This window comes from Paraburkholderia sediminicola (assembly GCF_046030555.1).
GTDB classification, from domain to species: domain Bacteria; phylum Pseudomonadota; class Gammaproteobacteria; order Burkholderiales; family Burkholderiaceae; genus Paraburkholderia; species Paraburkholderia sediminicola_E.
Window position 1 is genome coordinate 226314 of sequence record NZ_JAQQCH010000010.1, and the last position, 26005, is coordinate 252318.

Consider the following 26005-nt stretch of genomic DNA (forward strand, 5'->3'; position numbering starts at 1 on the left):
CGCACCATCGCCCTGCTCCTAGACATCGGATTTTCATGAGCGAACTTCGTATCCGCGGACTGCAAAAATCGTTCGACGGCCATCCGGTGCTGCACGGCATCGATCTCTCCGTCGAGCGCGGCACGCTGCTCGCGCTGCTCGGACCGTCCGGCAGCGGCAAGACCACCTTGCTGCGCCTGTTGTGCGGCTTCGAACGCGCGGATAGCGGCAGCGTCGAAATCGACGGCCGCCGCGTTGCCGGCGACAACCTGCATGTGCCCTCCGAGCAGCGCCGCATCGGCTATGTGCCGCAGGAAGGCGCGCTGTTTCCGCATCTTTCCGTGGCGGACAATATCGTGTTCGGTTTGCCGCGCACGCAGCGCCGCGCACGTCATCGCGTAGCCGAGTTGCTGGAACTGGTCGGCCTGCCGGCGAATTTCAGCGCGCGCGCGCCGCAGCAACTGTCAGGCGGTCAGCAGCAGCGTGTCGCACTGGCTCGTGCGCTCGCGCCGTCGCCGACACTGGTGATGCTCGACGAGCCCTTCTCCTCGCTCGACGCCGCACTGCGGCTCGAAACGCGGCAAGCGGTGGCGAGCGCCCTGGCTGCGGCCGGCGCGACCGCGGTGCTCGTCACACACGATCAATCGGAAGCGCTGTCGCTCGGTCATGAGGTCGCCGTGTTGTGGAACGGCCGGCTGATCCAGACCGCGACACCGGAGACGCTGTACCGCAGGCCGGTGACGCGTGAACTCGCGTCGTTCGTCGGTGAAGCGGTGTTGTTGCCGGGCGTGGTCAAGCAGGATCGCGTGAACTGCGAGCTCGGTGATTTGCCGCTGTGCGAGCCGATGGGCAACGGTGCGGTCGACGTGATGGTCCGGCCGGAACAGATCCGTCTGCTGCGCGCCGAAGAAACGATGCCGAATGGCGTGGCGTCTTATGACGCCGTCGTGCAGGAGGTGATCTTTCAGGGGCAGGACGCAGGCGTTGCGCTGCAATTGCAGTCCGGTGCGCGAACGGTGGTGCGCGCTCGCGTACCCGGGTATCTGTCGCCGCGTCCGGGCGAACACGTGCGGCTCGCGGTGGATGGCGCGGTGACGGCTTATCCGCGATGAGCCGCGCGCTCAAGCCGCACGATTAAGCCACGCAGTCAGTTACGCGCTTAGGCAACGTCCTTCAGGGGGCGCCCATCGCAGCACCATCACGTCGGCAGCGCCGCCCCACGCGCCTGTGGCCGCAGTGACAAATCCTGCACCATCTGCGCGGCCAGATAATCACATGTCGGCCGGTCCGATTTGGCGCTGCGCGCCACCACGATTTCCAGCGGCGCGACCTTCGGCAAGCCTTGCGCTTCGCCGAGTATCGCCAGCCGCGGCGGCACGCTGCAACGCGTGAGCGCAATCACCGAAAGCCCCGCATCCACGGTTGCCACCAGTCCCATCAGGCTGGCGCTGCTAAACGCTGCCCGATAGCGGATACGCGCCCCGTCCAGCGCCGCCAGCGTATGCTGGCGCGCGACACAGCCCGGCTCATACAGCCCGACCGGCAAAGGCGACGCCGCCAGCACCGGCGTATCCACCGACGCCCCCACCCACACCATCGGCTCGCTGCGCACGAATTCGCCGCGCAATTTGCGATCGCGCGTGACGAAGGCGAGATCGATCTTGTTATCGGCCAGCATCGGCGCGAGCGACGTGCTCTGCGCGCAGACGATCTCGATCTCCACGTGCGGATACAGATTCGAAAAGCGCCGCAACACCGGCGACAGGAGCGACGACACGTAATCGTCCGGTGCGCCCAGCACCACGCGCCCGGTCACCTCGGGCCGCACGATCGCCGACCACGCCTCCTCATGCAACGCCAGCACACGCCGCGCGTATTCGAGCAGCGTATTGCCGGGCCGCGTGAGCGAGAGATTGCGCGTGGTGCGGGCAAACAGCGTGGTGCCGAGCATGGTTTCGAGCCGCTTGATCTGCATGCTGACCGCCGCCTGCGAGCGGTGCACGGTCGTCGACGCCTTCGTGAAACTGCCCGTTTCCACCACCGCGACGAAGGTGCGCAGCAAATCGACGTCGAATTCGGGGTGCATGATTTATCAATCCAGCTTATGGAATTACTCAATTTAATTCGTTTGTCCGTGCCATGCAAGCGGCGCAATACTTGTGACTCCACCTTATGTGACCCACTTCCGGAGCTGCTTCGCATGTCCCTCACCCAACGTCAACAAGGCGCTATTACGCTGGCCAGCGGCGGGCTTCTGATGGGCACGCTCGGCATCTTCGTCGAGGAAGCGCGGCTCGGCGCGCTGACGCTGGTGTTCTTTCGCTGCCTGTTCGGTTTCCTGTCGCTCGCCGCGTATTGCGCGTGGAAAGGTTTCTTCACACGAGCGCATTTCACGCGGCGCACCGTCGCGCTCGCGCTGATCTCCGGCGTGCTGATGGTCACGCAATGGGTCGGTTTCTTCGACGCGATTCATCGCACCAGCATTGCGGTGGCGACGGTGGTATTTCATGTGCAGCCGTTCTGGGTCGTGCTGATGGGCGCGGCGCTGTTCAACGAGCGCCTCGGAGTCGACCGGCTCGGCTGGATCGCGACCGCGTTCGTGGGGCTTGTTCTGGCCTCAGGCGTTGCGGCTACCGAGAATCTGCAGGGTCACACGAGCTATCTGATCGGCATCGGTGAGGCATTGGCGGGATCGGTGCTGTACGCGAGCGTCACGCTGATTGCCAAAGGACTCGGCAATTTGCGGCCGCATCTGCTGACGCTCGCGCAGTGTGCAGTCGGCGTAGTGTGCCTGCCGTTCATCGCGCCGCTGACTGCCGTGCATATCGGACCGATGCAGTGGTTCTGGCTGGTCGGCATGGGCGTGCTGCATACGGGGCTGTCGTATGTGCTGATCTACGGCGCGCTGCCGAAGCTAACCACGCCGATCATCGCCGTGCTGCTGTTCGTCTATCCGCTGACAGCGATCGTGGTCGATGCCGTTGTGTATGGACGGGCACTGACGCTGCCGCAACTCGCGGGCATGGCGTTGATCGTGATCGCCAGCCTCGGCGTGAATCTCGGCTGGCCGCTGCTTTCAGCGCTGCGTCCCGGCGGGCGGGCGCGGCATCACGCGGATTGAGCGTTGAGCATACAAAAACCCCACAGCTTCCATTCATTTCCCGCAGTCGAGAATAATTCTCGTTTATAATTTCAAAATATTACGAGCCGGGCACTGATCCGGCTTCTGCTGTACCTCCCATCCCCACATCGACATGCCATTCCGAGGCAGCCGATGTCACGCCAGCGCATCTCACGCGCTGACACACGGCGCCCCGGCCGTTTCAATTTCCGGATTCGTTCGACAGCAACAGGGGAATTCACCACTTCGTCTTGACTGACCGATCACACGACCTTTGCGTGGCCGTGCGCGCCTGCTTGCGCCGTTTTTGCGCCCGCCGGTGCTTTTACATCACCGCTTTCGCTGTACGCCAAAACCAATAACACCACCGATCCACACTCGAAGAACGTTGCCATGAACGTCAACAAGAATACCTACCGCGCGCTCCTGCTCGCCACTTCACTTGCCAGCGCCAAACCTTTGCTGGCGCAGGAAGTTCCGCCTGCCGCCGCGACCGACAGCACGCTGCCCGCCATCGCCGTCAAAGCCGCAGCCGATCGCTCGTACGACTCGGGCACCTCGAACACTGCGACGAAGATGAACATGTCGTTGATGGACGTGCCGCAGACGATCAACGTCGTGCCGCGCGCACTGCTCGACGAACAGAACGCGACCTCGTTGCAGGACGCGTTGCGCAATGTACCGGGCATCGGCTTTTCGGTTGGCGACGGCCAGCGTGATCAGATCACCTTGCGTGGCTTTAACAACATCACCGATCAATACGTCGACGGTATTCGCGACGATGCACTCTACTATCGCGATCTGTCGAACGTCGAACGTGTCGACGTGCTGAAGGGGCCCGCAGCCGTACTCTATGGACGCGGCTCGGCCGGCGGCCTGATCAACCGCGTACTGAAGAAGCCGACCGCGGATCCACAGCAAGCCGTGGGCGTGACACTCGGCACTGAAGGCGAACGGCGTGGCGAATTCGATCTCGGCTGGAATGCGAACGATGCGGCGCGTTTTCGCATCACCGGCGCCGCTGAGAATTCGAACAGCTTTCGCGATCAGTTCCAGTTGAACCGGCAAGCCGTGGCGCCGTCCGCGCAGTTCCGTATCGATAAAGACACCACGCTCAATCTGGAAGCCGATTATCTGCACGACCGCCGCACCTCGGATCAGGGCTTGCCCGCCTACCTCGGCCGCCCGGTCAACGTGCCGATCAACACGTATTACGGCTCGGCAAACGCCGCGAACACGTCCTATAACGATATCGATGCGAAGAGCGCGACCGCGTCGCTCGATCATCGTTTCAACGATTCGCTGTCGTTGCACACTGCCGTGCGCGCGTACGACTTTTCGCTCGAACGCAAAAACTACGTCACGTACGAGCCGATCAAGACGGCGCCGAATCCCGTCGTCACGCTCGATCAAAGCACCCGCTTTCGTCAGGATCACGGCGTGGACGGTCTCTTCGAATTGACGCAGAAAACCACACTGTTCGGTATGAAGCACGAGTTGCTATACGGCGTTGAACTGTCGCAGCAGCAGAAATTCGACACCATCTACTCGACCAACAAGGTCGCGACCTACAATCTGTTTGATCCGCAACTCATCGATTTGCCGGGTGTGAAGCCGGGCACGGCGGCGAAGACGAATGCATCGACCGTGCTGGGACTCGCCGGCGTCTACGCACAAGATCTGATCTCGCTGACCGAGCACTGGAAGATTCTCGCCGGCCTGCGCTTCGACTATCTGACGCAGACCCGCAACGACTACACGTCGGCGCACGTGAATCTGGACCGCACGGATCGCGCGTGGAGTCCGCGTGTCGGATTGATTTACGAACCGCTCGACTGGGTATCGCTGTACGCGTCGTATAGCCAGTCGTTCTCACCGCTCGCCGATACGCTGATCAGCAGCGGCGCATTCGCGAACGGTTCGGCGCTGGCGCCGCAGAAGACGACCAGCTTCGAAGTCGGCTCGAAGTTCGATCTGGGCCGCGCGAGCGCGAGTATCGCGCTATTCGACATGAAGCAGACCAATCAGCAGATCGCCGATCCGTCCAACCCGACCTACGCCCTGCCGATCGGTACGCAGCACGTACGCGGACTGGAACTGTCTACAACGGGTGAGATCGCGCCCAAGTGGTCCGTCTATGCGGGCTATGCGTATCTGAATGGAAACGTCGATGGCTCGCCGCAAGCGAGTTCCGCGGGACTGGTGCTACACGACAACACGCCAGGCTTGATGCCGCGTCATAGCGCAAGCGTGTGGATCAAGCGCGATCTGAAGTACGGTTTCTATGCAGCGGGCGGGGCGCAGTTCCAGTCGGCGCGCTATACGTCAGCGAGCGATGCGGTCACGTTGCCTTCTTTCGTGACGTTCGATCTCGGCGCGGGGTATCACGGCAAGAACGTGGACGTGGCATTAACGCTGGATAACCTGTTCGACCGCAAGTACTTCATTGCTGCGCACGGCAACGCGGATATGTACAACATGCCCGGCGCGCCGCGCACGCTGACGGTGTCGGCACGGTGGCATATGTGATTGTTGTAACGCGTGGCACGCGCTGCACGCGTTGATGCGTCAAACAAAAAAACCGGGGAATGTGCCCGGTTTTTTTTAGTCGTCGTAGTGGAAACGGCAAGCGATCACATAGACCTTTCCGTCTCTCGGCAAGTAGACCAGGCGATCAGCGTGAGTAATGCGTCTTGACCAGAAGCCGCTTAAGCTGCCGACAAGCGCCTCCGGTTTTCCGGTGCCGCAGTAAGGATCGCGCCGGCACTCCTCTAGCAGAGTATTGATTTTGCGTAAGACTTTGCGATCAGTTTCCTGCCAATACCGATAGTCGTCCCATGCTTCATCGGTGAACATAAAAACACTATCCGCCTTTGCGGCCTCCTCGTTGCGGCTTCTTTGTTTGTTCATCGGTCAGCAGTTCGCGCGGGGACGCACCACCGGCACTCAACTGGGAGATGGACCTGGCGAGCCGCTGGGCATTCTTCGAAGAACTCAGGAGATACAAGGTTTCTTGCATCGCATTGAAATCCTCGAGCGAAACCATGACCACATTTTCTCCGCTCTGCCGGGTTATCAGCATGGGCGTGTGATCGCGGCAGACGTCGTCCATCGCTTGCTTAAAGCCGGCACGCGCCTCGCTGTAAGTAAGGACGTTCATTCGTTTTCTCGATCTGAGAGGTTTTCCCCCAGTCGCTCCTGTCAAAAATTAGAGACGTTTCCACCGCCGAACAGAGTACCTGTACCCCGAAGGCTGCCAAATGAAGCGGCAGTTCACAGCAGCAAAGCCACACTGAACCACCGCAATCATTGTACAGAGTTACGTACAGATCAGCAAACCGAAAACTACGCAGGAAGACGTCGTCTAATAATAGGAAGCATGCCCGCTAGCGATCGTGCGCGCCACTCAGCCAAACGGCCAACCTCACTGCGGCAACACCTCCCCCTTCGTCTCCGGCGCGAACGGAATCACGAACAGGCCGACGATAAACGCCAGCGCCGTCAGCGCCACCGGCAGGCCGAGCGTATGCATATGCAGCACCGCCGCGCCGAGTAAAAAGTTGACCCCCGCTCCGATAAACCGTCCGAACGACGTGCAGAATGCAAACGCCGTCGCCCGTACGCGGGTCTCGAACTGTTCCGGCAGCCACAAGCTGAACAGCGCGAAATTACCGCCGAAGAAACCCAGCACGAAGAGCCATGCAATAAACGGCGCGAGCCCGTTCGGCAGATAGAACGCCCAGCCGAAACTGCCGACAATCGATATCGCCATACCCGTAAAGTAAAACGCCAGCGTCTTCTTGCGGCCGAAGCGCTCAGCCAGCGGCGGCAGCGCAAGACAACCGAGAATCGTCGCAATCGACAGCAAACCGGTTGCCAGCGACGCCGTCCTGATCGCATCGTTCTTCGCCATGCCCGCCTTCGTCGCCAGTTGAATCACAGCCGATGGTTCGTACACCGCGCCCGCCCATAACCCGATAATCGCGATCGTCAGCAGAATGCACGCGACCCACGTGCGGCGCCGATACGCTGGCCCGAGGATTTCGCGCAGCGGTTTGGCGCGCACAGTGCCCGCCTCCGCCTTCTGCCACTTCTCCGATTCCTTCACGCGCAGCAGCACCAGGATCGCGACCACGACCGGCACGGCGCCGGTCAGGAACATCGCGCGCCAGCCGTAATGCACGCCGATCGTGTAGTTGAGCGCCGCCGCGAGGAAGAATCCCGCGTAATAACCCGTTTGCAGATAACCCGCGCCCATCTTGCGGCGATCTTCCGGCCATGCTTCGGCCACATACGTCCCCGCCAACGCCCACTCGCCGCCAATGCCGACCCCGGCAATGAAGCGGTAAATGGCGAGCTCCCACACGTTGTGCGAGGTCGCGGCAAGTCCCGTGAAAATAGCGAACGTGAAAATGGTGCCCGCCAGCACCTTGGTGCGGCCGAAGCGGTCCGCCAATGGCCCCCAGATGAACGACAGCCCCCAGCCGACCAGAAACAGCGCGAACAGGATTGAGCCGGCGAGGCCGACATTCGCGGGCGTCGCGGCGTACCCCGAGCGCGGCAGCAACTCGGTCAACGCCGGCGTCAACACGAGCGCGTAGATGAAGGAGTCCATCCCGTCGAGCGTCCAGCCGGCCCATGCTCCCCAAAACCCTGCGATCTGCGAACGATTGAGCGGCGTGCGGCGCCGAACGACCGGCGTGCGGTCGGTTAGTGAATTCATCATGCTCCTCCGGCCCTGCGGTTGGCGTACGTGGCGTACCTGGCTTACATAAAGGGAACGACGGGTGGCGTGCCTGTTGGTGGATCGATGTGCCCCGTATAACGTTGAGACACACCGCGGGTCGCCGGTGCTAAAAAACTTTCCGGGTTTGCCCGCCTGCAAAGCGCGCATTTTTATATATAATATTTGATCTTATGAGCGACGCAATAGATGGTTTTCCCCTGGACGCCCCGGCGCACAGTCCGCTTCTACCCGCGGCGGCGCCGCGTGAGAGCACGTCCCGCGTCATCGCGGAGGCGCTGCGCGCGGCGATTGTCGACGGCACGCTGGCGCCTGGCGCGCCGCTGCGGCAGGACGCAATCGCGCGGCATTTCTCGGTCAGCGCCATTCCCGTGCGCGAGGCCCTGCGCCAGCTCGAAAGCGAAGGCTGGGCGAGAGCCGCCGTGCATAAAGGCGCGACTGTCGCGCCGCTGTCGGCGGATGAGGCACGTGAAATCTACGAAATCCGCTCCGCGCTGGAGAGCCTCGCCATCGGCCTCGCGATTCCGAATCACACCGCCGCCACGCTGCGGGAATCAGCGAGCCTGTGCCGCGCCGCCGAACGCGAGTCGGACCCGTCGTTGTACGTCGCACACAATGTGGCGTTTCATATGAGCCTGTATGCGCCCGCCGCCCGTCCGCAACTCGAAGATATGATCGGCACGCTGCATCGGCGCGGCGAACGGTATCTGCGTCTGAAGTTCGGCTTGCCGTCGTACAAAGGCGAGTCGGACAATGAACACACCGCCTTGCTCGAGGCTGTCAAACGCCGTGATATTCCTGCGGCACAGTCTCTGGTCGTCGCGCATCTGCTCGGCACCGGCGACCTGCTCCATCGTTTCCTGACCGAACGCGCGCAGGCGGAAGCCGCGCTTGCAAACGAACCCAAGCCGCGCGCCAGACGCACGCGCACTACCACCGGGAGTTGAATCCGCCGATGAACCGACCCGCCGAAGCCGCCGAAGCTTCCACCACCGCACGCTCCTGGACCACGCGCCGCGACGAAAAGAACCGTCGCCTTGCGGCCATTGCACCGTGGCTGGAAGACGGCGTCCTGCCGACAAACCGCATCGTCGATGCACTCGAAACACTGATTAAACCGGGCGACCGCGTCGCGCTCGAAGGCGACAACCAGAAGCAGGCCGACTTCCTGTCCCGTTCGCTCGCCAAGGCGGATCCGCAAAAGATTCACGACGTGCATCTGCTGATATCGAGCATCGGTCGCCCTGAACATCTGACGCTGTTCGAGCGCGGCATCGCGCACAAGGTCGATTTCTCGTTTGCCGGGCCGCAGAGTTTGCGCGTCGCGCAACTGCTGGAAGACGGCCAGCTGGAAATCGGCTCGATCTATACGTACGTTGAGTTGTACGCGCGGATGTTCGTCGATCTCACGCCGCACGTCGCGCTGCTGTGCGCGGAAAAAGCTGACCGTCACGGCAATCTGTACACCGGCCCGAATACGGAAGACACGCCGACTATCGCTGAGGCCGCCGCGTTCCGGCACGGCATCGTGATCGTGCAGGTCAACGAGATCGTCGATGAATTACCGCGCGTCGATATTCCGGGTTCATGGGTCGACGTGGTCGTGCAAGCCGACAGACCGTTCGCTGTCGAGCCTTTGTTCACCCGCGATCCGCGTCATATCGGCGACTTGCAGGTGCTCACCGCGATGATGGTGATCCGCGGCATCTACGAGCCGTATGGCGTGAGCTCGCTGAATCACGGCATCGGCTTCGATACCGCGGCGATCGAATTGCTGCTGCCCACCTACGGCGAATCGCTCGGCCTGAAGGGGAAAATCTGCCGCAACTGGACACTCAATCCACATCCCACGATGATCCCCGCGATCGAATCGGGCTGGGTTGACAGCATCCATTGCTTCGGTAGCGAAGTCGGCATGGAGGCGTACATCGAAGCGCGCCCCGACGTGTTTTTCACGGGTAACGATGGCAGCCTGCGCTCGAACCGAGTGCTGTGCCAACTGGCCGGGCAGTACGGCGTCGATCTGTTTATCGGCTCAACCTTGCAGATCGATGCAGACGCAAATTCATCAACGGTGACGCGCGGCCGCCTTGCCGGTTTTGGTGGTGCGCCGAACATGGGCCACGATCCGCGCGGCCGGCGTCATTCGAGCGAAGCGTGGCTCAAGCTGCTCAAAGACCAAGGTCCGGTCTCGCGTGGGCAGAAGCTGGTCGTGCAGATGGCGGAGACGTACAAGAAAGGCGGCGAGCCGACCTTCGTCGATGAACTCGATGCGGTCGCCGTCGGTGCGAAAAGCGGCATGCCGATCGCGCCCGTGATGATCTACGGCGACGACGTGAGCCATGTCGTCACCGAAGAAGGCATCGCCTATTTGCATAAAGCCGAAGGGATCGACGAGCGGCGCGCGGCACTCGCTGCCGTGGCCGGCGTGACGCCGATCGGCCTGCGCGCCAAGCCGGAGAAGACCGCTGAGTTGCGCCGGCGCGGCATCGTCGCGTATCCGGAAGATCTCGGCATTCGGCGCGGCGAAGCAAAGCGTTCGCTGCTGGCGGCACGCAGCATCGACGATCTGGTGACGTGGTCGGGTGGCCTGTACGCGCCACCGGCTCGCTTCAGGAGCTGGTGACGATGGGCTCGCGCGAAGCTTTGCTCGAGCGTGAGGCCGACGCTGCGCCGGGAGCGAAAGGTGAACTCGCGCCCCGCGCTGCTGTGGTACGGCAGACGGGACTGCCCGACGCTCAGCTTGCACGTTACGCGGTCACCGCGCTGATCGAAGAAGCGCAACTCACGCCGAAACCCGCACTGGTCGACCGGCGCGGCAGTGGCGCGCATCGCGACCTCGATCTCGCCACCATGCTGCGCTCGGCGCATGCGCTCGAACCGACCTTCGCGGCGCTGGCGCGTGCAGCGCGCCGCCAGCGTGAGCCCTCCGCGCTTTTGCGTGCTGAACTCGCGCAGATCGGCCGCACCGGCGAGCAGGCCATGCTGCATGCCACCCGCGGCAGCAACGCGCATCGCGGCGCGATCTGGATCGTCGGCCTGCTGGTGGCGGGTGCGTCGATGCCAGGCAGCGCCGCGCGTCTGAACGCATCGCACGTCTGCACACTTGCCGCGCAGATTGCCTGCTTCCCGGATCGCTTCGCCGCGCCCGCCGATAGTCACGGCGAGCGAGCACGGCAACGCTATCAGGTCGGCGGAGCGCGCCGTGAGGCACAAGACGGTTTCCCGCACGTCATCGATATCGGTTTGCCCGCGTTGCTCGCAGCGCGGGCCAGCGGCGTCGACGAGAACGCCGCGCGCATCGACGCCCTGCTCTCGATCATGGTGTCGCTCGACGACACCTGCCTGCTGCATCGTGCGGGTTTGCCTGGTTTGCACGCGGCACAACAAGGCGCGCGCCGCGTGCTGCAAGCGGGCGGAAGCTCGACGCCGGACGGCCACACCGCCCTCGTCGCGCTCGAACACACATTGCTGTCGCTCAACGCGTCGCCTGGCGGCGCAGCCGATCTGCTTGCCGCCACCCTCTTTCTCGATATGCTGGCGCATCACGACGCCAGTGGGAGCTCAGCCTCATGGAACATCTGACCTTCGACTATCCGGCGCAACGCGCCGTCACGACCCGCGCGCATGTCGGTGTGGTCGGTTCGGGCGATCTGGAAGTCCTGTTGTCGCCCGCTGAAAACTGCGCGGCCCTGACCGCGCACGTAGTCGTGCGCACCAGTGTCGACGGCTACAGCCACATCTGGAAAAGCGTACTCGACCGCTTCTTCACGCGCTACGACGGCGCGGCGCAAATCGATATCAACGACTTCGGCGCGACGCCCGGGGTCGTGGCATTGCGGCTTGCCGAAGCCATCGAAGCCGCCGAACAGGGAGACGGCGCATGACGACCACTGCACGTCCCGCGTCGATGCTGCGCGAAAGTTTCATTGAATTGTCCGCGCGTGAGCGCGCCCGTTCGCTGCTCGACGCCGGCACGTTCCGCGAACTGCTCGGACCGTTCGACAAGATCGAGTCACCGTGGCTGCCGCTGCAAGGCGTCGTCTGCCAGGCGGATGACGGCTGCGTGATCGCGCGCGGCACTATCGACGGCGAACCCGCCGTTGTCGCGGCGATCGAGTCCGCGTTCCAGGGTGGAAGCATCGGCGAAGTGTCGGGCAGCAAGATCGCCGCCGCACTCGAAATGGCCCTGCGTGACTGCGAACGCGGCAAGATCGTGCGCCCTGTCGTACTGTTCGAAACCGGTGGTGTGAGGCTTCAGGAAGCCAACCTCGGCCTCGCGGTGATCGCCGAGATGCAGGCCGCGATTGTCGCGCTGCGCCGGCATGTGCCGGTGGTTGGTGTGATCGCGGGGATGGTCGGTTGCTTCGGCGGGATGTCGCTTGCCGCGGCCTTGTGCTCATATCTCGTCGTGACGAAGCAGGGGCGGCTCGGCATGAACGGCCCCGAAGTGATCGAACAGGAAGCCGGCATCGAAGAACTCGATGCGAGCGATCGGCGCCGCGTGTGGCAGTTGATCGGCGGCGAACAACGGGCTGCGACCGCGCTCGCCGATCAACTGGTCGACGACGATGCGGACGCCGTGCGCGCCGCCGTGCGGTCCGCATTCACTCAAGGACTGCCGGCCGCGCATCGCAGCGAACAGGTCGACACGTTTCTGAATCGCCTTGCGCAGATCGACCCGGCCAGCGTCACGCCGGAAACGATGCGCGACGTGTACAACCCGCAAGTCCAGAACACCGCGCGCAAGGAGCAGGCATGAACGACATCACCCTCAGTCGCGGTGCGCGCTGGTTTCATGCACTGGCCGGCCGACCGTCCGGCAAGGCCCCCGTATGGAGCGGCGATGCGTCGCTCGGCGGCGAGACCGCACGCTTCATTGCGGTCGTCCCCGATCCCGACAACCGCTTTCCGCGCGCGACCGATAACGTCGTCGGTCTCGAGCAAGGCTGGCAGCTCGCGCGCGCTGTACGCGAGGTCATCGCGCAGGACAAAACGAGTGGCACGCGCCGCCCGATCGTCGCGATCGTCAATGTCAAAAGTCAGGCGTACGGCTACCGCGAAGAAATGCTCGGTATTCACCTCGCCTGCGCCGCCGCGGTCGATGCGTATGCATCGGCGCGCGACGCCGGGCATCCGGTGATCGCGCTGATCGTCGGGCCCGCCATGTCGGGCGCATTCCTCGCGCACGGCTATCAGGCCAACCGGATCGTTGCACTCGACGCACCCGGCACGATGGTCCATGCAATGGGCAAGGAAGCGGCCGCCCGCGTCACACGGCGCACCGTCGAAGCACTCGACGCCCTCGGCGAAACCATCGTGCCGATGTCGTACTCGATGACCTCGTTCGCCAAACTCGGTCTGCTCGATCAACTGATCGGAGGGGTCGACGCCGATGCGCCGGATGCCGCGCAAATCGAGCGCGTGCGTCAGGTGTTGACCGAACAGATTCACAGCGCGCGCGATGGAAGATCCGATCTGTCACATCGTCTCGAATCGGCAGCAGCTCAAAAGAATCGTGCAGCGTCCATCGAAGTGCGGCGGCGTCTCGCCGAACAATGGGATGCCGTGTAATGCAGGTCTGCGCAGCGCCACCGTTTGCAGCGGATCACGCGTTGTCGTGCGACGCGCGGTGGCAGCCGCATGATCTGCTGCGTTTGCACCGCTTAACGCAATTCGACGGTGAACCCGCGTGGGTTCGCGGGTCTTTCGAGCGCGCGCCGTACGCAGTCGTGAGACGCGCGCTGGCCGCTGATGGCTTCGTTGCAATCGGCTTGCGCGGTGCGGAGCGGTCGCAGCGTTACGGCACCTGGGTGCATCAGGACGACATCGAAACCGCCGTGCCACCGGAAGCGTTAGCGCAACGCAGCCCTCTTGCGGAACGCACTGCGTTGCCTGCTTTCACGGCCCTTGCCGTATTACAACGCGACGCGGTCGGCGGCGACGCGGTCGGCCCATTGGCTGGGTTCGTCTGGGGGCCAACTGGCAGCACCGGCTTCGAACTCGCAAGTCAGGCACCCACGGTCACGTCCTCGAGCGATCTCGATCTGCTGATTCGCGCGCCGGAAAAACTCTCGCACCATGCTGCCATTCACTTGCTGAACGATCTGCGGGCAGTCGCGCAACACGCCGGCATTCGCGTGGACACGCAACTGGAAACACCTGCGGGGGGAATTGCGCTCGCCGAGTGGGCAGCGGGCAAGACACGCGTGATGGCACGCCACGCTCGCGGCCCGCAACTGATTGCCGATCCGTGGGCGCCCGTTCACGGCGACGCCTGATGCTTGCCCTTCTGTTTCCCGGCCAAGGCGCACAGACGGACGGATTCCTGAACCGTCTGCCGCAGCACCACGCTGTACGTGACACCCTCGAAGAAGCGTCTGAGGTGCTCGGCATCGACGTACTCACGCTCGACACCGCGGACGCGCTGCGTTCGACCGTAGCCGTTCAGATCAGTTTGACAGTTGCGGGCGTGGCGATCACGCGCGCGCTGGCAGATGAACAGCTCATGCCGGCGATCAGCGCGGGTTTGTCGGTGGGCGCGTATGCAGCAGCGGTCAGTTGCGGCGCGGTTCACTTTGGCGACGCGTTAAAGATGGTTCGCAAGCGCGCAGAATTGATGGAGACAGCGTACCCGTCCGGCTACGGTCTCGCGGCTGTGTCGGGTTTGACCGAACACCAACTGGAAACACTCGCTGCGCAGCATGTGGATGCGGGCAATCAACGTGTCTATGTGGGCAATGTGAATGCGCCGCGTCAGATCGTTATGGCGGGGCCGAATACCGCGCTGGACAGGTTTATCGAACGCGCTCTCGCGGCAGGCGCACGCAAGGCCACCCGTCTTGCGGTGAGCGTGCCGTCGCATTGCGAACTGCTGGCGCATGCCACGGACGAACTGGTTGCGTACGCGCAAACCCTACCTTTTCACCTGCCGCAAAGCACCTATATCGGCAATCGCGGCGGCCGCCCGTTGTACACGGCTGAGGCCATTCGCGACGATCTCGCGACCAATATGCGCTACACCGTACGTTGGTTCGATGCGCTCACCGTCATGCAGGAAATGGGCGCCCACGTGCTGATCGAAGCCCCGCCGGGCCAGGTGTTGACGGACATTGCGCGAGAGAACTTTCCAGATACCACCGCACTCGCTGCGAGTGCCTACTCGTTCGACAAGCTGGTCGCTACGGCACGTCGGCGCCTCGGCATGGATGGGCTTTAGGACGCGGCCATTCGGCCGACGCGCCCACCATCACTCACTCGACGAAGATTTCCTGCAGCGTGGACAACGCATTCGATAGCGCCGTATCCGACACCGCACCGGCGCGCTTCACAAGCCGCGTCTTGTCTACCGTGCGAATCTGATCGAGCAGGATCAAACCCTTCTTGCGCATGAATGTGAGCGGGACACGAAAAGGTGCCGCACGGCCGGCCGTGGTCATAGGCGCGACAATGACCGTGCGCAGGTGATCGTGCAACTCGGCCGGCGAAATAACCACACAAGGACGAATGATGTGTTTGGCGTGCTTTGATGATCAGCCGCCTCACCGCCGCTCGATCAACGGCCGCCCCATTACCTTCGCATACTGATCACACGCGCTGCGCGCGACGCGCGCAGCCGCCAGCACGCCGACGTCGGCATCGTCCCGGTAGTACATCGCAACGTCGATTGGCGGCGGCAACGGACGCACCTGCAATTGCCCCAGTTCGCCGCTGCTCAGGAAAGGTTCGACGAACAGGGCCGGCACCGCCGCAATCCCATAGCCATCGCGCAACAGTTTCACGATCACCGCCACCGAGGGCATGCAGGTCACCTGAGTGTCCGCAAACGGCACGCCGGCGCGCTTCGCGAGCGCCGCCACGATCGCTTCCACCGCGATTTGCGGCGCGGTGCCACGGCCGAACGTCAGCACGGGTTTCTGCAAGACCGTCTGCACATGTTTCGCGCGACTCGCCGGAATCAGGTCGCTGCGCGCGATCCAGCGCACCGGGTAACTCGCCAGCAAGGTCGAAACAATCGAGGCTTCCTGCTCGCCGGTTTCCTCCACCTGAATGACGAGATCCAGTTCGCCCGCACGCAGCCGGGGCCCAAGTACAGCGCTCGAGTCGACGGTCAGGTCTACGACGATGCGGTTGTACTCGACATTCAGCATCCGGATGTAGTCGGGCAACCAGCTGTGCACCACCGTTTCGACTACGCCGAGCCGCAGCCGCTTCGCCACCCGGGTTCCGTCCTGCGCGGCCAGTTGCAGCGAGCGGGTAGCCTGCACTACCGACCGCGCATGCGCGAGCAGCCGCTCGCCATCCACCGTGAGTTGAAATTCCGCGGCGTCGCGCTCGATCAACTCGACGCCCAACTCTGCCTCAAGCGTTTTGATGCGTAGCGAAATCGCGGCGGGCGTCGCGTGCATTGCAGCGGCGGTTGCGCGAAAACTCCCCAGACGAGCGAGCGTCAGAAACGTTTCGACAAAGCGGGTATTCATTGCATTCACTCTCCCAACAGCGACCCGAAGCACTCGATCATCACCGTGAAACAACTTCGATGCTGTTAAGTTTAATTTAACGAAACACAATAATAACTCGCTGGATAGATATTTTTGGCGTTACTACTCTGGGCTCCATCAGTCACCCGGACCTAGCTGGAGTCGAGCCGTTTATGTCCTACACGCCATCCGAGTTTCGTCAGCAGATTCGCAGTCGCCGCCTGCACGGGCCGACTGCGGGCTACTGTGGCGACTATGCGCAAGCCAATCTCGCCATCCTGCCGAGCCAATACGCCGACGACTTCCTGCGCTTCTGCACGCTCAATCCGAAGGCTTGCCCGTTGCTCGGCATCGGCGAACCGGGCGAATGGCGCGTTCCGTCGCTCGGTATCGACCTCGACATACGCAACGACGTCCCCGCGTTTTACGTGTACCGCCGCGGCGAACGTGCCGAAGAGGTGCGCAGTCTCGACGAACTGTGGCGCGACGATCTGGTGGTGTTCGCGATCGGCTGCTCGTTTTCGTTCGAAGAAATGTTGCGGCGCGAAGGCATTCCGCTGCGCCATATCGAACAGCAGGTCAACGTGCCGATGTATCGAACGCATGAACGCAACGTAAGCGCAGGCGTGTTCGGCGGCAACCGCGTGGTCTCGATGCGGCCGATGAAAGCCGCCGACGCGATCCGCGCCATTCAGATCACCAGCCGTTTTCCCGCGGTACATGGCGCGCCGGTTCATATCGGCGATCCTTCGCTGCTCGGCATCGATGACATCACGCGGCCCGATTTCGGCGATGCAGTCGACGTGCGCAGCGACGAGTTACCCGTGTTCTGGGCCTGTGGCGTCACACCCCAGGCCGCGATAGAAAGCGCGCGTTTGCCGTTCGCAATCGCGCACAAACCGGGACACATGCTCGTCACCGATATTCCCAACACCACGCTGGCGATTCTCTAGCTGCGGCGTTCTTTTCCGCTATTCCAACCACAAGCCGTGCAGCAAGACACGGCCATTGACTACGACCGGAGCCCAGGCATGAAAACCGAAGCGCAATTGACCGCAGACGCCGAGCGCTACGACGCACCCGGCACAGGGAAGGGGCCGTTCGCGTGGTATCGGCAGATTTCCATAAGCGAGAAGCGTGCGTTCTGGAGTTGCAAGATCGGCTACGTGCTCGATGCGATGGACACGCAATTTCTGAGCTTCGTGATTCCGACGCTGATCGCGACATGGGGCATCACGCGCGGCGACGCCGGACTCATCGGGACGGTCACGCTGCTGAGTTCGGCGCTCGGCGGTTGGGCGGCCGGCGTGCTGTCGGATCGCATCGGCCGCGTGAAGACCTTGCAGATCACGATTCTGTGGTTCGCGGTGTTCACGCTGGCTTGCGCACTGGCGCAAAACTTTTCGCAGTTGCTGTGGGCGCGCGGACTGATGGGGCTCGGCTTCGGCGGCGAGTGGACGGCGGGCGCGGTGCTGATCGGCGAAGTGATCCGTCCGCGTGATCGCGGCAAGGCGGTGGGTCTGGTGCAGGCAGGGTGGGCGATCGGCTGGGGCGTATCGACGCTGCTGTTCATGGCCGTGTTTTCACTGGTACCGGCCGATTACGCGTGGCGCGTGCTGTTCGCGATCGGTATTGCGCCGGCGCCATTCGTGATCTGGATCCGTCGCTTCGTCGAAGAGCCGGAGGTGCACAAGCAGCAGAAAGAAGCGCAGGCTGCGGCACAAACGCGCCCTTCGCTGCTCGACATCTTCCGCGCCGATATCGTCTGGACGACACTGCGTGCGTCCATTCTCGCGACTGGCGTGCAAGGCGGCTACTACGCGGTGACCACGTGGTTGCCGACGTATCTGAAAACCGAGCGGCATCTGAGCGTAATCGGCACCGGCAGCTATCTGGGTGTGGTGATCGTCGGCTCGTACTGCGGCTATCTGACGGGCGCCTACGTCAGCGACAAGATCGGCCGTAAGCGCGCTTTCATCGCGTTCGCGCTGGCCTCGTGTGCGATCGCGTTGATCTATACGCAACTGCCGCTCGATAACTTCGCGATGCTCGTGCTCGGTTTTCCGCTTGGCTTCTGCGCCTCCGGTATCTTCTCGGGAATGGGCGCGTTCCTCACCGAGCTGTTTCCGACGCGCATTCGCGGATCCGGCCAGGGGTTCTGCTATAACTTTGGACGAGCGGCCGGCTCGACGTTTCCGTTCCTGATCGGCTACGTCTCGCAGACCATGACGCTCGGTCACGCGATCGGCGTATTCGCCGCAGCGGCATACGGTATCGTAATCCTCGCCGCACTGACGTTGCCGGAAACGCGGGGGCGAGAACTCCGCGCATAAGTCGCACTACCTCGTACTCACGCTATCACGCCTGCTCCGGCGCACGTCCAATCGCATGTGAATCGGACGCCGCTGCTGCGTCGCCCCGCCCGCGCTCACGCTCGCGGCCTGGCGTCACGACAGCGCCGGTTCCACCCGGACGTCGCGCCGATTTTGCATGTCGCTCGATCAACCGTTGCAGCAGGCAGAACGCACACAACAAGGCGCCGATCACGATGCGGGTCCACCACGAACTGAGCGTGCCGTCAAAGGTAATCAACGTCTGGATCGTCCCCAGAATGCCGACGCCGAACAGCGAGCCGATCACATAGCCGACGCCCCCCGTCAGCAAGGTTCCGCCGATTACCGTCGCCGCGATCGCATCGAGTTCCATGCCCTGCCCTTGCAGGCCATAACCCGATAGCACATAGAACGTAAACACCGCGCCACCGAGCGCCGAACAGAATCCGCTCAGTGCATACACGCCGATCCGTGTCCGCGCGACCGGCAAGCCCATCAGCAACGCTGAGCGCGCATTGCCACCAACCGCGTACACGTTGCGCCCAAAGCGCGTGAAATGGGCAACATAGATCGCCGCGACAAGCGTGATGAGGGCAATCAACACATTGGCTGTCACCGAACCCACGCCGATATCGAGGCGAAACGCGGATATCTTCTGGAACGTCGGATCGTTGATGGTGATCGACTGCGTCGTGATCAGGAAGCACAAGCCACGCGCGAAGAACATGCCGGCCAGCGTGACGATGAATGCCTGCAAGCGGAAAAAGTGAATCAACGCACCCTGCACCGCGCCAAACACTGTGCCCATCAGCAACACGATCGGCACGATCAGCCAGACCGGCAGATGCATATGTTCGGACAGCACCGCTTCGACGATGGTGGTCAGCGCCACCACCGAGCCTACCGACAGATCGATCCCGCCGGATACGATTACAAACGTCATGCCGATCGCGACGATCAGCAGAAAGGCGTTGTCGACCAGCAGATCGAGCAGCACTTGCCACGAGAAAAAGCCGGTGTACATCACCGAGCCGAAACCGAACAGCGCGCAAAACAACAGGATGGTGACGGCGATCGGCAGCGTGCGCGGATCGACAATATGGGCCCAGGCTTCGAGGAGTCGTCTCATCGCGCCACCCCGCGCTGCGTGAAGAGCGACATGGCGAACGCGCGCGCCGAGGGCGACTGGATCACACTCACCGCGAGCACCACGGCCGCCTTGACGACAAGTGTCGCTTCCGGCGGCACGCCGATCGAATACGTCGTATAGGTGAGCGTCTGGATGATCAGCGCGCCGAGCACAGTGCCCGTGAGACTGAAGCGGCCGCCGAGCAACGACGTGCCGCCGAGCGTCACCGCCAGAATCGCATCGAGTTCGAGCAGCAGGCCCGCGTTGTTGCCATCGGCACTGCGCACGTTCGAACTGATGAGGATGCCCGCCATCGCGGCGGTCAGTCCCGAGAAGCCGTACACCGCGAATACCAGCGCTTTCGAGCGCAAGCCGACAAGCCGCGTCGCCACCGGATTGACGCCGATGGCGCGAATGAAGAGTCCGAGCGCGGTGCCTTCAACGAGCACCGCGGTGGCCAGCACGGCTACGCTCGCGATCCACACGGAGCAAGGCACGCCAAGCCAATAACCGCCGCCGACGAACAGATAGCCGGGTGCGCCGATCGGTATGATCTGCCCCGCCGTCAGCAATTGGGCAATGCCTCGGCCGGCGACCATCAGGATCAACGTTGCGATAATCGGCTGCATGCCGACGAACGACACCAGCAGTCCGTTCCACATGCCGCTCAACACGCCGACGATCAATGCCGCGACCAGGGCCTGCGCGATCAATCCGGCGCTGGGTTCGGCTTGCGTTGCAAGGATCGTGGCCGCGGCGGCCCCGGCAATCGCCACGACCGCGCCAACTGAAATATCGATACCGCGTGTTGCGATCACAAGTGTCATGCCGGTCGCGACCAGCGCCAGCGGCGCCGCGCGATTCAATACGTCGATCGGCGCGCCGAACAAGTGGCCGTCGAGCATCCGCAACGACAGAAAATGCGGATTTACCCACAGGTTCAGGCCACACAACAACACCAGTGTGACGCACGGCCAGATCAACGGACGTTCCGTACCATCGCGCACGAACCAGTTTGATAGCTTCATTCGCCGCTCCCCGCGATGAGTCGATAAATGTTGTCTTCATTCGATGCCTTGCCGGCCACTTCAGCAATCTTGCGGCGGTCTCGCAGCACGGCCACGCGATGGCTGACGCGCAGCACCTCGCTAATCTCCGACGAAATGAACAGGATGCTCAGGCCGTTCGCGCACAGCGCCAGCAAGCGGTCCATGATGTCGAACTTCGCGGCGACGTCGATGCCACGGGTGGGTTCGTCGAGAATCAGCAGCTTGGGGTCGGTGGCAAGCCAGCGCGCGAGCAGCGCTTTCTGCTGGTTGCCGCCGGAGAGCAGCCCGATCGGCTGCTCGGCGTTCGTTGCTTTAATGCCGAGACGCTCGATCCACATGTCCGCGATTTCATGTGCGCGATTCCGTTTGATCTTGCGCCACCAGCCACGCCGCGCCTGCAACGCCAGCAGAATGTTCTCGCGGATCGACAGTTCGGCGACGATGCCCTCTTTCTTGCGGTCCTCCGCGCAGTAGCCAATACCGTGACGCACTGCGTCCCGTGGCGAACGCAGCCGCACGGGCCGGCCGTTGATCAGGATCGTGCCGCTGTCGGCGCGGTCTGCCCCGAACAGCAGCCGCGCGGTCTCCGTACGGCCAGAGCCCAGCAGACCGGCAAGGCCGAGGATCTGCCCCGGCTGCACGTCGAGGTCGATCGGCTGCAGCGTGCCGCGGCGTCCGACGCCGCGCAGTTCGACGAACGGCTGAACCGCTTCCTTGCTCTGGGGTCCTTCATGGGCAACGTGCCCGTCATGTGCCGCTTCGCGCAGGCGCGCGCTCATGCGCTCGTGACCGACCATCTTCGCGACCAGTTGTTCGGGCGGCAGATCCTGTGCGAGATATTCGCCTTCGCGCTCGCCATTACGCATCACCGTGATCCGATCGGAGATGGCGTAGGTTTGCTCGATAAAATGCGTAACGAACAGGATGGCGATGCCAGATTGCTTAAGATGCCGAAGTATTTTGAAAAGCTGCGCGACTTCGCCATCGTCGAGGCTGGAGGTCGGCTCGTCCAGGATCAGCACGCGTGCGTCGACCGACAGCGCTCTCGCGATTGCCACCATCTGCTGCACGGCGATCGGATAGGCGTCGAGCGATCGGGTAACGTCGAGTGTCACGTCGAGACGAAGCAGCGCGGCCTGCGCGCGACGCTTGATATCGGGCCAATCGATCGCGCCAAAACGCTTGGGCTGCCGGCCAGCAAAGATGTTCTCCGCCACCGACAGGTTCGGGCATAGGTTCACTTCCTGATACAGCGTGCGCACGCCGGCCGCCTCGGCCTCCTGCGGCGAAGCAAACGCCACGATCTCGCCGCCCAGACGAATCGTGCCGGCGTCAGGCGCGACTACGCCCGTCAGCACATTGATCAGCGTGGATTTTCCGGCGCCGTTTTGCCCCATCAGGGTGTGGATCTCGCCGGGATACAGACAGAAGTCGACTCGCTGTAGCGCTTTCACGCCCGGAAATGTCTTGCTGACACCGGCAGTGGCCAGAATGGGCTCGAGTGCATTCGAGGCGACGTCTACGCGAGCGTCGCCTGTAATGACTTTCGTGGCCGGCGGATTGGGTTCCGATGCGGGATGCGTCATAGACCTCGCTCGATCGACGCTGCGTTGGTCGGGTGGGCACAGGTGGTCCAAGTTGGGTCCAACCTGATTCAGCGGAAAAGAGACCGCCCGCTGCCGAAGCAGCCAGGCGGTCAGGCACCGCTGGAGAAACCCTGCTATCTGTCCGTACTTCGCTTGTGTCCTGTGCGTTTATCGTACGGATAGCTAATCAGTTAGCTATCCGTACTCTGCCCCGATGCTGTCCGCCTCAATACTTGCGTGTCGGCAGAGTCTGCGCCGCGACGCTCATCGGGAAGACCGTCTCTTCCGTCAGAATGCGCTTGGGCAACGGCTTGCCGGCCACCACGTCCTTGACCGCCGACATCAGTTGCGGCCCCAGCAACGGACTGCACTCCACATCGACATTCATCTTGCCCGCGGCCATTGCCTGGAAGCCGCCCTTGGTTGCATCGAACGAAACGACGGTGATGTCCTTGCCCGGATGCATGCCGGCTTCTTCCATCGCCTGAATGGCGCCGAGCGCCATATCGTCGTTATGCGCATAAACTACATTTATTTTATTTCCATAGGTTTTTATAAACGCTTCCATCACCTGCTTGCCGCCGGCAAGCGTGAAATCGCCGCTTTGCGACGCGATAATCTTGAATTTGGGATCGCTTTTGATCACTTCGATCAGGCCGGAATGTCGATCGTTCGCAGGTGCCGAACCGACCGTTCCCTGAAGTTCGGCGATGTTGATGGGACCCGGATCATTTTTATAATGATCTGCGAGCCAATGGCCACCGCGGCGACCCTCTTCCATGAAGTCCGAGCCGATCATCGTCACGTAGAGCGACGTGTCCTTCACGTCGATGTTGCGGTCGGTCAGGATCACTGGAATTTTTGCGGCTTTCGCTTCGCGCAGCACCGGCTCCCAGCCGGATTCGACGACCGGCGAGAACGCGATCACGTCGACTTTCTGCGCAATGTAGGAGCGGATCGCCTTGATCTGGTTTTCCTGCTTTTGCTGAGCATCGGAGAATTTGAGCTTGATCTTCGCGTCCGCCGCCGCGGACTTCACCGACTCGGTGTTGGCGGTTCGCCATGCGCTTTCCGCGCCGACCTGCGCGAAACCGAGCGTGATCTGTTTGTCCTGCGCGTAAGCGCCCGGCGTTGTCAGCGCCAGCGCACCGATGCTCGAGCAAAGCGCGAGTGCGCCCAACGCACGACATGCGGCGCGTCGTGTATTCGCCATGACTGTCTCCTGATCGTTGTTGTGTAGGCGATCCATCGAACCCACCCAGCGCTTGCGGCCCTCATGGTGCGTGGATCGTGCTGTAGCGTAGTGTCTGGGGCGTTACCCGTCCAATCACATGATTCGCGTCGGCGATACCAATTCTGGTATAGCGGGCGGTATCGGCAGTAGCCGTGGACGTGGGGAATGCCGTGGGATTCGCTCGAATATCCGCGATGACTGAGCGTGGCGTTGGAGATGCTTTTTATGCGCTTAAGTGCTCGATGCGGCTTCGGGCCAGGTAGCGAGTCGGCGCCGGGCTTTGGGGCTTTCGGACCAGAAGCGGCGCGGCTAACGGCTAGCCCGCAAGCTAGCGATTTGCCCCGCGCGGCGTCACCCAGCGAAACGTCAGATTGATTCGCTCTCCGGCCACACGCGGCTCCTTCGGCACGCGATGCCGCCAGTTAGCCTGTGTGTCGCCCTTCATCACCAGCAAGCTGCCGCCCTTCAGCGAAAACGACTGCACGACGCCGGTCCCGTTGTGCCGCAAATCGAACGTGCGCGCGACGCCCAGGCTGATCGACGCAATCACTGGCCGGGCGCCAAGCTCCGGCTCGCGGTCCGCGTGCCACCCCATGCTGTCGGTGCCGCTGCGGTATCGGTTGATCAGCACGCTGTTAAAACGTGCGTTGCAGGCTGCCTCGGCAGCGGCCCGCAGGCCGGCAACGGTCGGCGTCCACGGTTGCGGCACGTTGCGAATTCCGGAGTAGACGTAGACCGCGTCCGGCTCGCCCTGCCAGGCCGTCAGCCGCGGCAATGGCACACGGCCGGCAGGCGTGCCCATCATGTCCTGACGCCATTCCACTTCGTCGATGAGCTGCGTTAAAGCGTGCGCCGCGGCCTCGGGCGCGAGCCACGCGGGATACCAGTCCACGTCGGGCGCCGGAAGGTCGTCGAAAAGGTCCGCCATGAGATTGCCTGAATGCGATTGCGCATGCGATGCGTGCGCGAGTGAGAACCTTGGCTATTATGGCGGCAACGACGGCGACGCTCGCGCCAAGGGCTTGCGCTGTCATTCGCTTTTCTCACCGGCTACTTCAACGGAGTATCACCATGACTCTTTCCGATCAGGCTCTCGACCAGCTCTTTCGCGAAGCGCGCACCCATAACGGCTGGCAGGCCAAACCGGTCGACGACACCGTGCTCAGGCAACTCACCGAGCTCGTGCTGCTCGGACCGACCTCGGCCAATTCGAGCCCCGGCCGCTTCGTGTATGTGAAAACACCCGAGGGCAAAGAGAAGCTGCGTCCGGCCCTATCGCCGGGTAATCTCGAGAAGACGATGGCAGCGCCGGTCACGGTAATCGTCGGTATGGACATGGCGTTTTACGAGCATCTGCCGAAACTGTTTCCGCACGCCGACGCGCGCAGCTGGTTCGCCGGCAACGACAAGGCGATCGCGGATACGGCCTTTCGCAATTCGACGCTGCAAGGCGGTTATCTGATTCTCGCGGCCCGCGCGCTGGGCCTGGACACGGGTGCGATGTCGGGATTCGATGCCGCCAAGGTTGACGAGGCCTTCTTCGCCGGCACGACCGTGAAGTCGAACTTTCTGATCAATCTGGGCTACGGCGATACCTCGAAGCTGTTCGAGCGCAGCCCGCGCTTCTCCTTCGATGAAGCCGCCCGGATTGTCTGACAGGTCGGTGATCGCCGGTGCGTTTATCTGAAGAGCGCCACGTAAAATACCACTGCGCCGATCAACGCACCGATGAAGCAGAAACCTTCATCGGCTTCGTCGCCATTGGAACGCAACCACGCGCCGACAACGCCGAACAGTCCCGCGATGCCGAGCGCGACGCTTAACATCACCACGTCGAATAACGCGCTTTTGCCCAACTCGGAGAAGTCGATATCGCGCACGCCGAAATACAAGGCGAGCGCCATCAACGATATGCCCACCAGCGGCAGCATGACGTGGCTGCCCTCTCGTCCGACGTGATGCCCATGAAGTGCGTTGCGTACGTGATTGCCTGATCCAAGCAGTTTCATGATGCGCCTCCTGCCTCGTCCTCAGCCGAGGACAAACGAACCACCACCGGGCCGCGATGGCCCTGAGACAAGCCGGTTCTATTTGAGAATAGTCCACGTGCAACACAATTCAAAGCCCATTTAATAGCGCACTGCGACAGTTCAGACGGGCGGTGCACGACAAGGCAAATTGCTGCAGCGCGACACCCACCTGCCGCGTCGCACATGGGCGTGTTGGGCCTCACCTTGCCAGCAAATCTGGTGCCGTCGGCAAGGGGGTCCACATCTCGGTAGAATGATCCGGCTCGTCCGCTTTTCATGGTTGCGGTTGGCGAGTCGCCGCCGATCTTCCGCTCGTATCG

26 protein-coding genes are annotated in these 26005 nt (G+C 62.6%); 14 read left to right on the forward strand and 12 right to left on the reverse strand.

From position 1 onward, the window contains the following. Positions 1–35 precede the first annotated feature (35 nt). Positions 36–1091, forward strand: a complete 1056-nt coding sequence (locus tag PQQ52_RS16775) for an ABC transporter ATP-binding protein (RefSeq protein WP_408213297.1) — start codon at positions 36–38, stop codon at positions 1089–1091. Between the two features lie 86 nt (positions 1092–1177). On the opposite strand, the gene PQQ52_RS16780 is transcribed toward PQQ52_RS16775, so the two are convergent. After that, a complete protein-coding gene (locus PQQ52_RS16780; RefSeq protein ID WP_408213299.1) occupies positions 1178–2065 on the reverse strand; it encodes a LysR substrate-binding domain-containing protein in 888 nt (295 codons plus the stop codon). Between the two features lie 114 nt (positions 2066–2179). On the opposite strand from PQQ52_RS16780, the gene PQQ52_RS16785 reads away from it, so the two are divergent. Next, entirely contained in the window at positions 2180–3100 is a 921-nt protein-coding gene (locus PQQ52_RS16785; protein WP_408213302.1) for a DMT family transporter, read from the forward strand. Positions 3101–3493: 393 nt separating this feature from the next. Next, a complete protein-coding gene (locus PQQ52_RS16790; RefSeq protein ID WP_408213304.1) occupies positions 3494–5629 on the forward strand; it encodes a TonB-dependent receptor in 2136 nt (711 codons plus the stop codon). Between the two features lie 75 nt (positions 5630–5704). On the opposite strand, the gene PQQ52_RS16795 is transcribed toward PQQ52_RS16790, so the two are convergent. The 3 genes from PQQ52_RS16795 to PQQ52_RS16805 all read right to left on the reverse strand — a co-directional run bounded on the left by PQQ52_RS16795 (position 5705) and on the right by PQQ52_RS16805 (position 7823). Further along, complete coding sequence (locus PQQ52_RS16795) at positions 5705–5956, reverse strand: Txe/YoeB family addiction module toxin (RefSeq protein WP_408213307.1); 252 nt, start codon at positions 5954–5956, stop codon at positions 5705–5707. A gap of 7 nt (positions 5957–5963) precedes the next feature. Continuing rightward, complete coding sequence (locus PQQ52_RS16800; RefSeq protein ID WP_408213309.1) at positions 5964–6260, reverse strand: type II toxin-antitoxin system Phd/YefM family antitoxin; 297 nt, start codon at positions 6258–6260, stop codon at positions 5964–5966. A 264-nt stretch (positions 6261–6524) separates the two neighbouring features. Continuing rightward, positions 6525–7823 (reverse strand): MFS transporter, encoded by a 1299-nt coding sequence (locus tag PQQ52_RS16805; protein WP_408213409.1) that lies wholly within the window; start codon positions 7821–7823, stop codon positions 6525–6527. Positions 7824–8017: 194 nt separating this feature from the next. Between PQQ52_RS16805 and PQQ52_RS16810 the strand changes: the two genes are divergently transcribed. Genes PQQ52_RS16810 through mdcH form a run of 8 tightly spaced genes read left to right on the forward strand, consistent with a single transcriptional unit; the run spans position 8018 to position 15063 of the window. Continuing rightward, the gene (locus PQQ52_RS16810; protein ID WP_408213312.1) at positions 8018–8791 is read left to right on the forward strand and encodes a GntR family transcriptional regulator; all 774 of its coding nucleotides are present in this window, start codon (positions 8018–8020) and stop codon (positions 8789–8791) included. 8 nt (positions 8792–8799) lie between these two features. After that, positions 8800–10470, forward strand: a complete 1671-nt coding sequence (mdcA, locus tag PQQ52_RS16815) for a malonate decarboxylase subunit alpha (RefSeq protein WP_408213314.1) — start codon at positions 8800–8802, stop codon at positions 10468–10470. A gap of 2 nt (positions 10471–10472) precedes the next feature. Continuing rightward, positions 10473–11429 carry a triphosphoribosyl-dephospho-CoA synthase gene (locus PQQ52_RS16820; RefSeq protein ID WP_408213316.1) on the forward strand — a complete coding sequence of 319 codons (957 nt, stop codon included), beginning with the start codon at positions 10473–10475 and terminating at the stop codon, positions 11427–11429. Then, positions 11417–11731, forward strand: a complete 315-nt coding sequence (locus tag PQQ52_RS16825; protein WP_408213318.1) for a malonate decarboxylase subunit delta — start codon at positions 11417–11419, stop codon at positions 11729–11731. The genes PQQ52_RS16820 and PQQ52_RS16825 overlap by 13 nt, the downstream gene beginning before the upstream one ends. Next, positions 11728–12606: a biotin-independent malonate decarboxylase subunit beta gene (locus PQQ52_RS16830; RefSeq protein ID WP_408213321.1), complete on the forward strand. Its 879-nt coding sequence runs from the start codon at positions 11728–11730 to the stop codon at positions 12604–12606. The genes PQQ52_RS16825 and PQQ52_RS16830 overlap by 4 nt, the downstream gene beginning before the upstream one ends. Then, positions 12603–13418, forward strand: a complete 816-nt coding sequence (gene mdcE, locus PQQ52_RS16835) for a biotin-independent malonate decarboxylase subunit gamma (RefSeq protein ID WP_408213323.1) — start codon at positions 12603–12605, stop codon at positions 13416–13418. The genes PQQ52_RS16830 and mdcE overlap by 4 nt, the downstream gene beginning before the upstream one ends. Next, complete coding sequence (locus tag PQQ52_RS16840) at positions 13418–14125, forward strand: malonate decarboxylase holo-ACP synthase (RefSeq protein ID WP_408213325.1); 708 nt, start codon at positions 13418–13420, stop codon at positions 14123–14125. The genes mdcE and PQQ52_RS16840 overlap by 1 nt, the downstream gene beginning before the upstream one ends. Further along, a complete protein-coding gene (gene mdcH, locus PQQ52_RS16845) occupies positions 14125–15063 on the forward strand; it encodes a malonate decarboxylase subunit epsilon (protein WP_408213328.1) in 939 nt (312 codons plus the stop codon). The genes PQQ52_RS16840 and mdcH overlap by 1 nt, the downstream gene beginning before the upstream one ends. A 34-nt stretch (positions 15064–15097) precedes the next feature. Here the strand turns inward: mdcH and PQQ52_RS16850 are convergent, their stop codons facing one another. Both PQQ52_RS16850 and PQQ52_RS16855 read right to left on the reverse strand, forming a co-directional pair. Then, positions 15098–15355: a type II toxin-antitoxin system PemK/MazF family toxin gene (locus PQQ52_RS16850; protein ID WP_408213412.1), complete on the reverse strand. Its 258-nt coding sequence runs from the start codon at positions 15353–15355 to the stop codon at positions 15098–15100. A gap of 30 nt (positions 15356–15385) precedes the next feature. Then, positions 15386–16324, reverse strand: coding sequence for a LysR family transcriptional regulator (locus PQQ52_RS16855; protein WP_408213329.1), 939 nt, complete (start codon positions 16322–16324; stop codon positions 15386–15388). Between the two features lie 173 nt (positions 16325–16497). Between PQQ52_RS16855 and PQQ52_RS16860 the strand changes: the two genes are divergently transcribed. Together PQQ52_RS16860 and PQQ52_RS16865 are read left to right on the forward strand one after the other, a co-directional pair. Then, positions 16498–17277: a putative hydro-lyase gene (locus PQQ52_RS16860; protein ID WP_408213332.1), complete on the forward strand. Its 780-nt coding sequence runs from the start codon at positions 16498–16500 to the stop codon at positions 17275–17277. A 78-nt stretch (positions 17278–17355) separates the two neighbouring features. Continuing rightward, entirely contained in the window at positions 17356–18657 is a 1302-nt protein-coding gene (locus PQQ52_RS16865) for an MFS transporter (protein ID WP_408213334.1), read from the forward strand. 25 nt (positions 18658–18682) lie between these two features. Here PQQ52_RS16865 and yjfF read toward each other — a convergent pair whose 3' ends face one another. The 5 genes from yjfF to PQQ52_RS16890 form a co-directional block, all read right to left on the reverse strand. Beyond that, positions 18683–19786 carry a galactofuranose ABC transporter, permease protein YjfF gene (gene yjfF, locus PQQ52_RS16870; protein ID WP_408213337.1) on the reverse strand — a complete coding sequence of 368 codons (1104 nt, stop codon included), beginning with the start codon at positions 19784–19786 and terminating at the stop codon, positions 18683–18685. Further along, positions 19783–20814, reverse strand: a complete 1032-nt coding sequence (locus PQQ52_RS16875) for an ABC transporter permease (RefSeq protein WP_408213340.1) — start codon at positions 20812–20814, stop codon at positions 19783–19785. The genes yjfF and PQQ52_RS16875 overlap by 4 nt, the downstream gene beginning before the upstream one ends. Next, entirely contained in the window at positions 20811–22421 is a 1611-nt protein-coding gene (locus tag PQQ52_RS16880; protein WP_408213343.1) for a sugar ABC transporter ATP-binding protein, read from the reverse strand. Before PQQ52_RS16880 ends, PQQ52_RS16875 begins: the two co-directional genes overlap by 4 nt. A gap of 226 nt (positions 22422–22647) precedes the next feature. Further along, positions 22648–23634, reverse strand: coding sequence for an ABC transporter substrate-binding protein (locus PQQ52_RS16885; RefSeq protein WP_408213346.1), 987 nt, complete (start codon positions 23632–23634; stop codon positions 22648–22650). 349 nt (positions 23635–23983) lie between these two features. After that, complete coding sequence (locus PQQ52_RS16890; RefSeq protein WP_408213349.1) at positions 23984–24583, reverse strand: alpha-ketoglutarate-dependent dioxygenase AlkB family protein; 600 nt, start codon at positions 24581–24583, stop codon at positions 23984–23986. Positions 24584–24726: 143 nt separating this feature from the next. Here PQQ52_RS16890 and PQQ52_RS16895 point away from each other — a divergent pair, with 143 nt between their 5' ends. Further along, complete coding sequence (locus tag PQQ52_RS16895) at positions 24727–25311, forward strand: malonic semialdehyde reductase (RefSeq protein ID WP_408213351.1); 585 nt, start codon at positions 24727–24729, stop codon at positions 25309–25311. Positions 25312–25334: 23 nt separating this feature from the next. Here PQQ52_RS16895 and PQQ52_RS16900 read toward each other — a convergent pair whose 3' ends face one another. Continuing rightward, on the reverse strand, positions 25335–25664 hold the full coding sequence (locus tag PQQ52_RS16900; RefSeq protein WP_408213354.1) for a hypothetical protein: 330 nt from the start codon (positions 25662–25664) through the stop codon (positions 25335–25337). Positions 25665–26005: the final 341 nt, after the last annotated feature.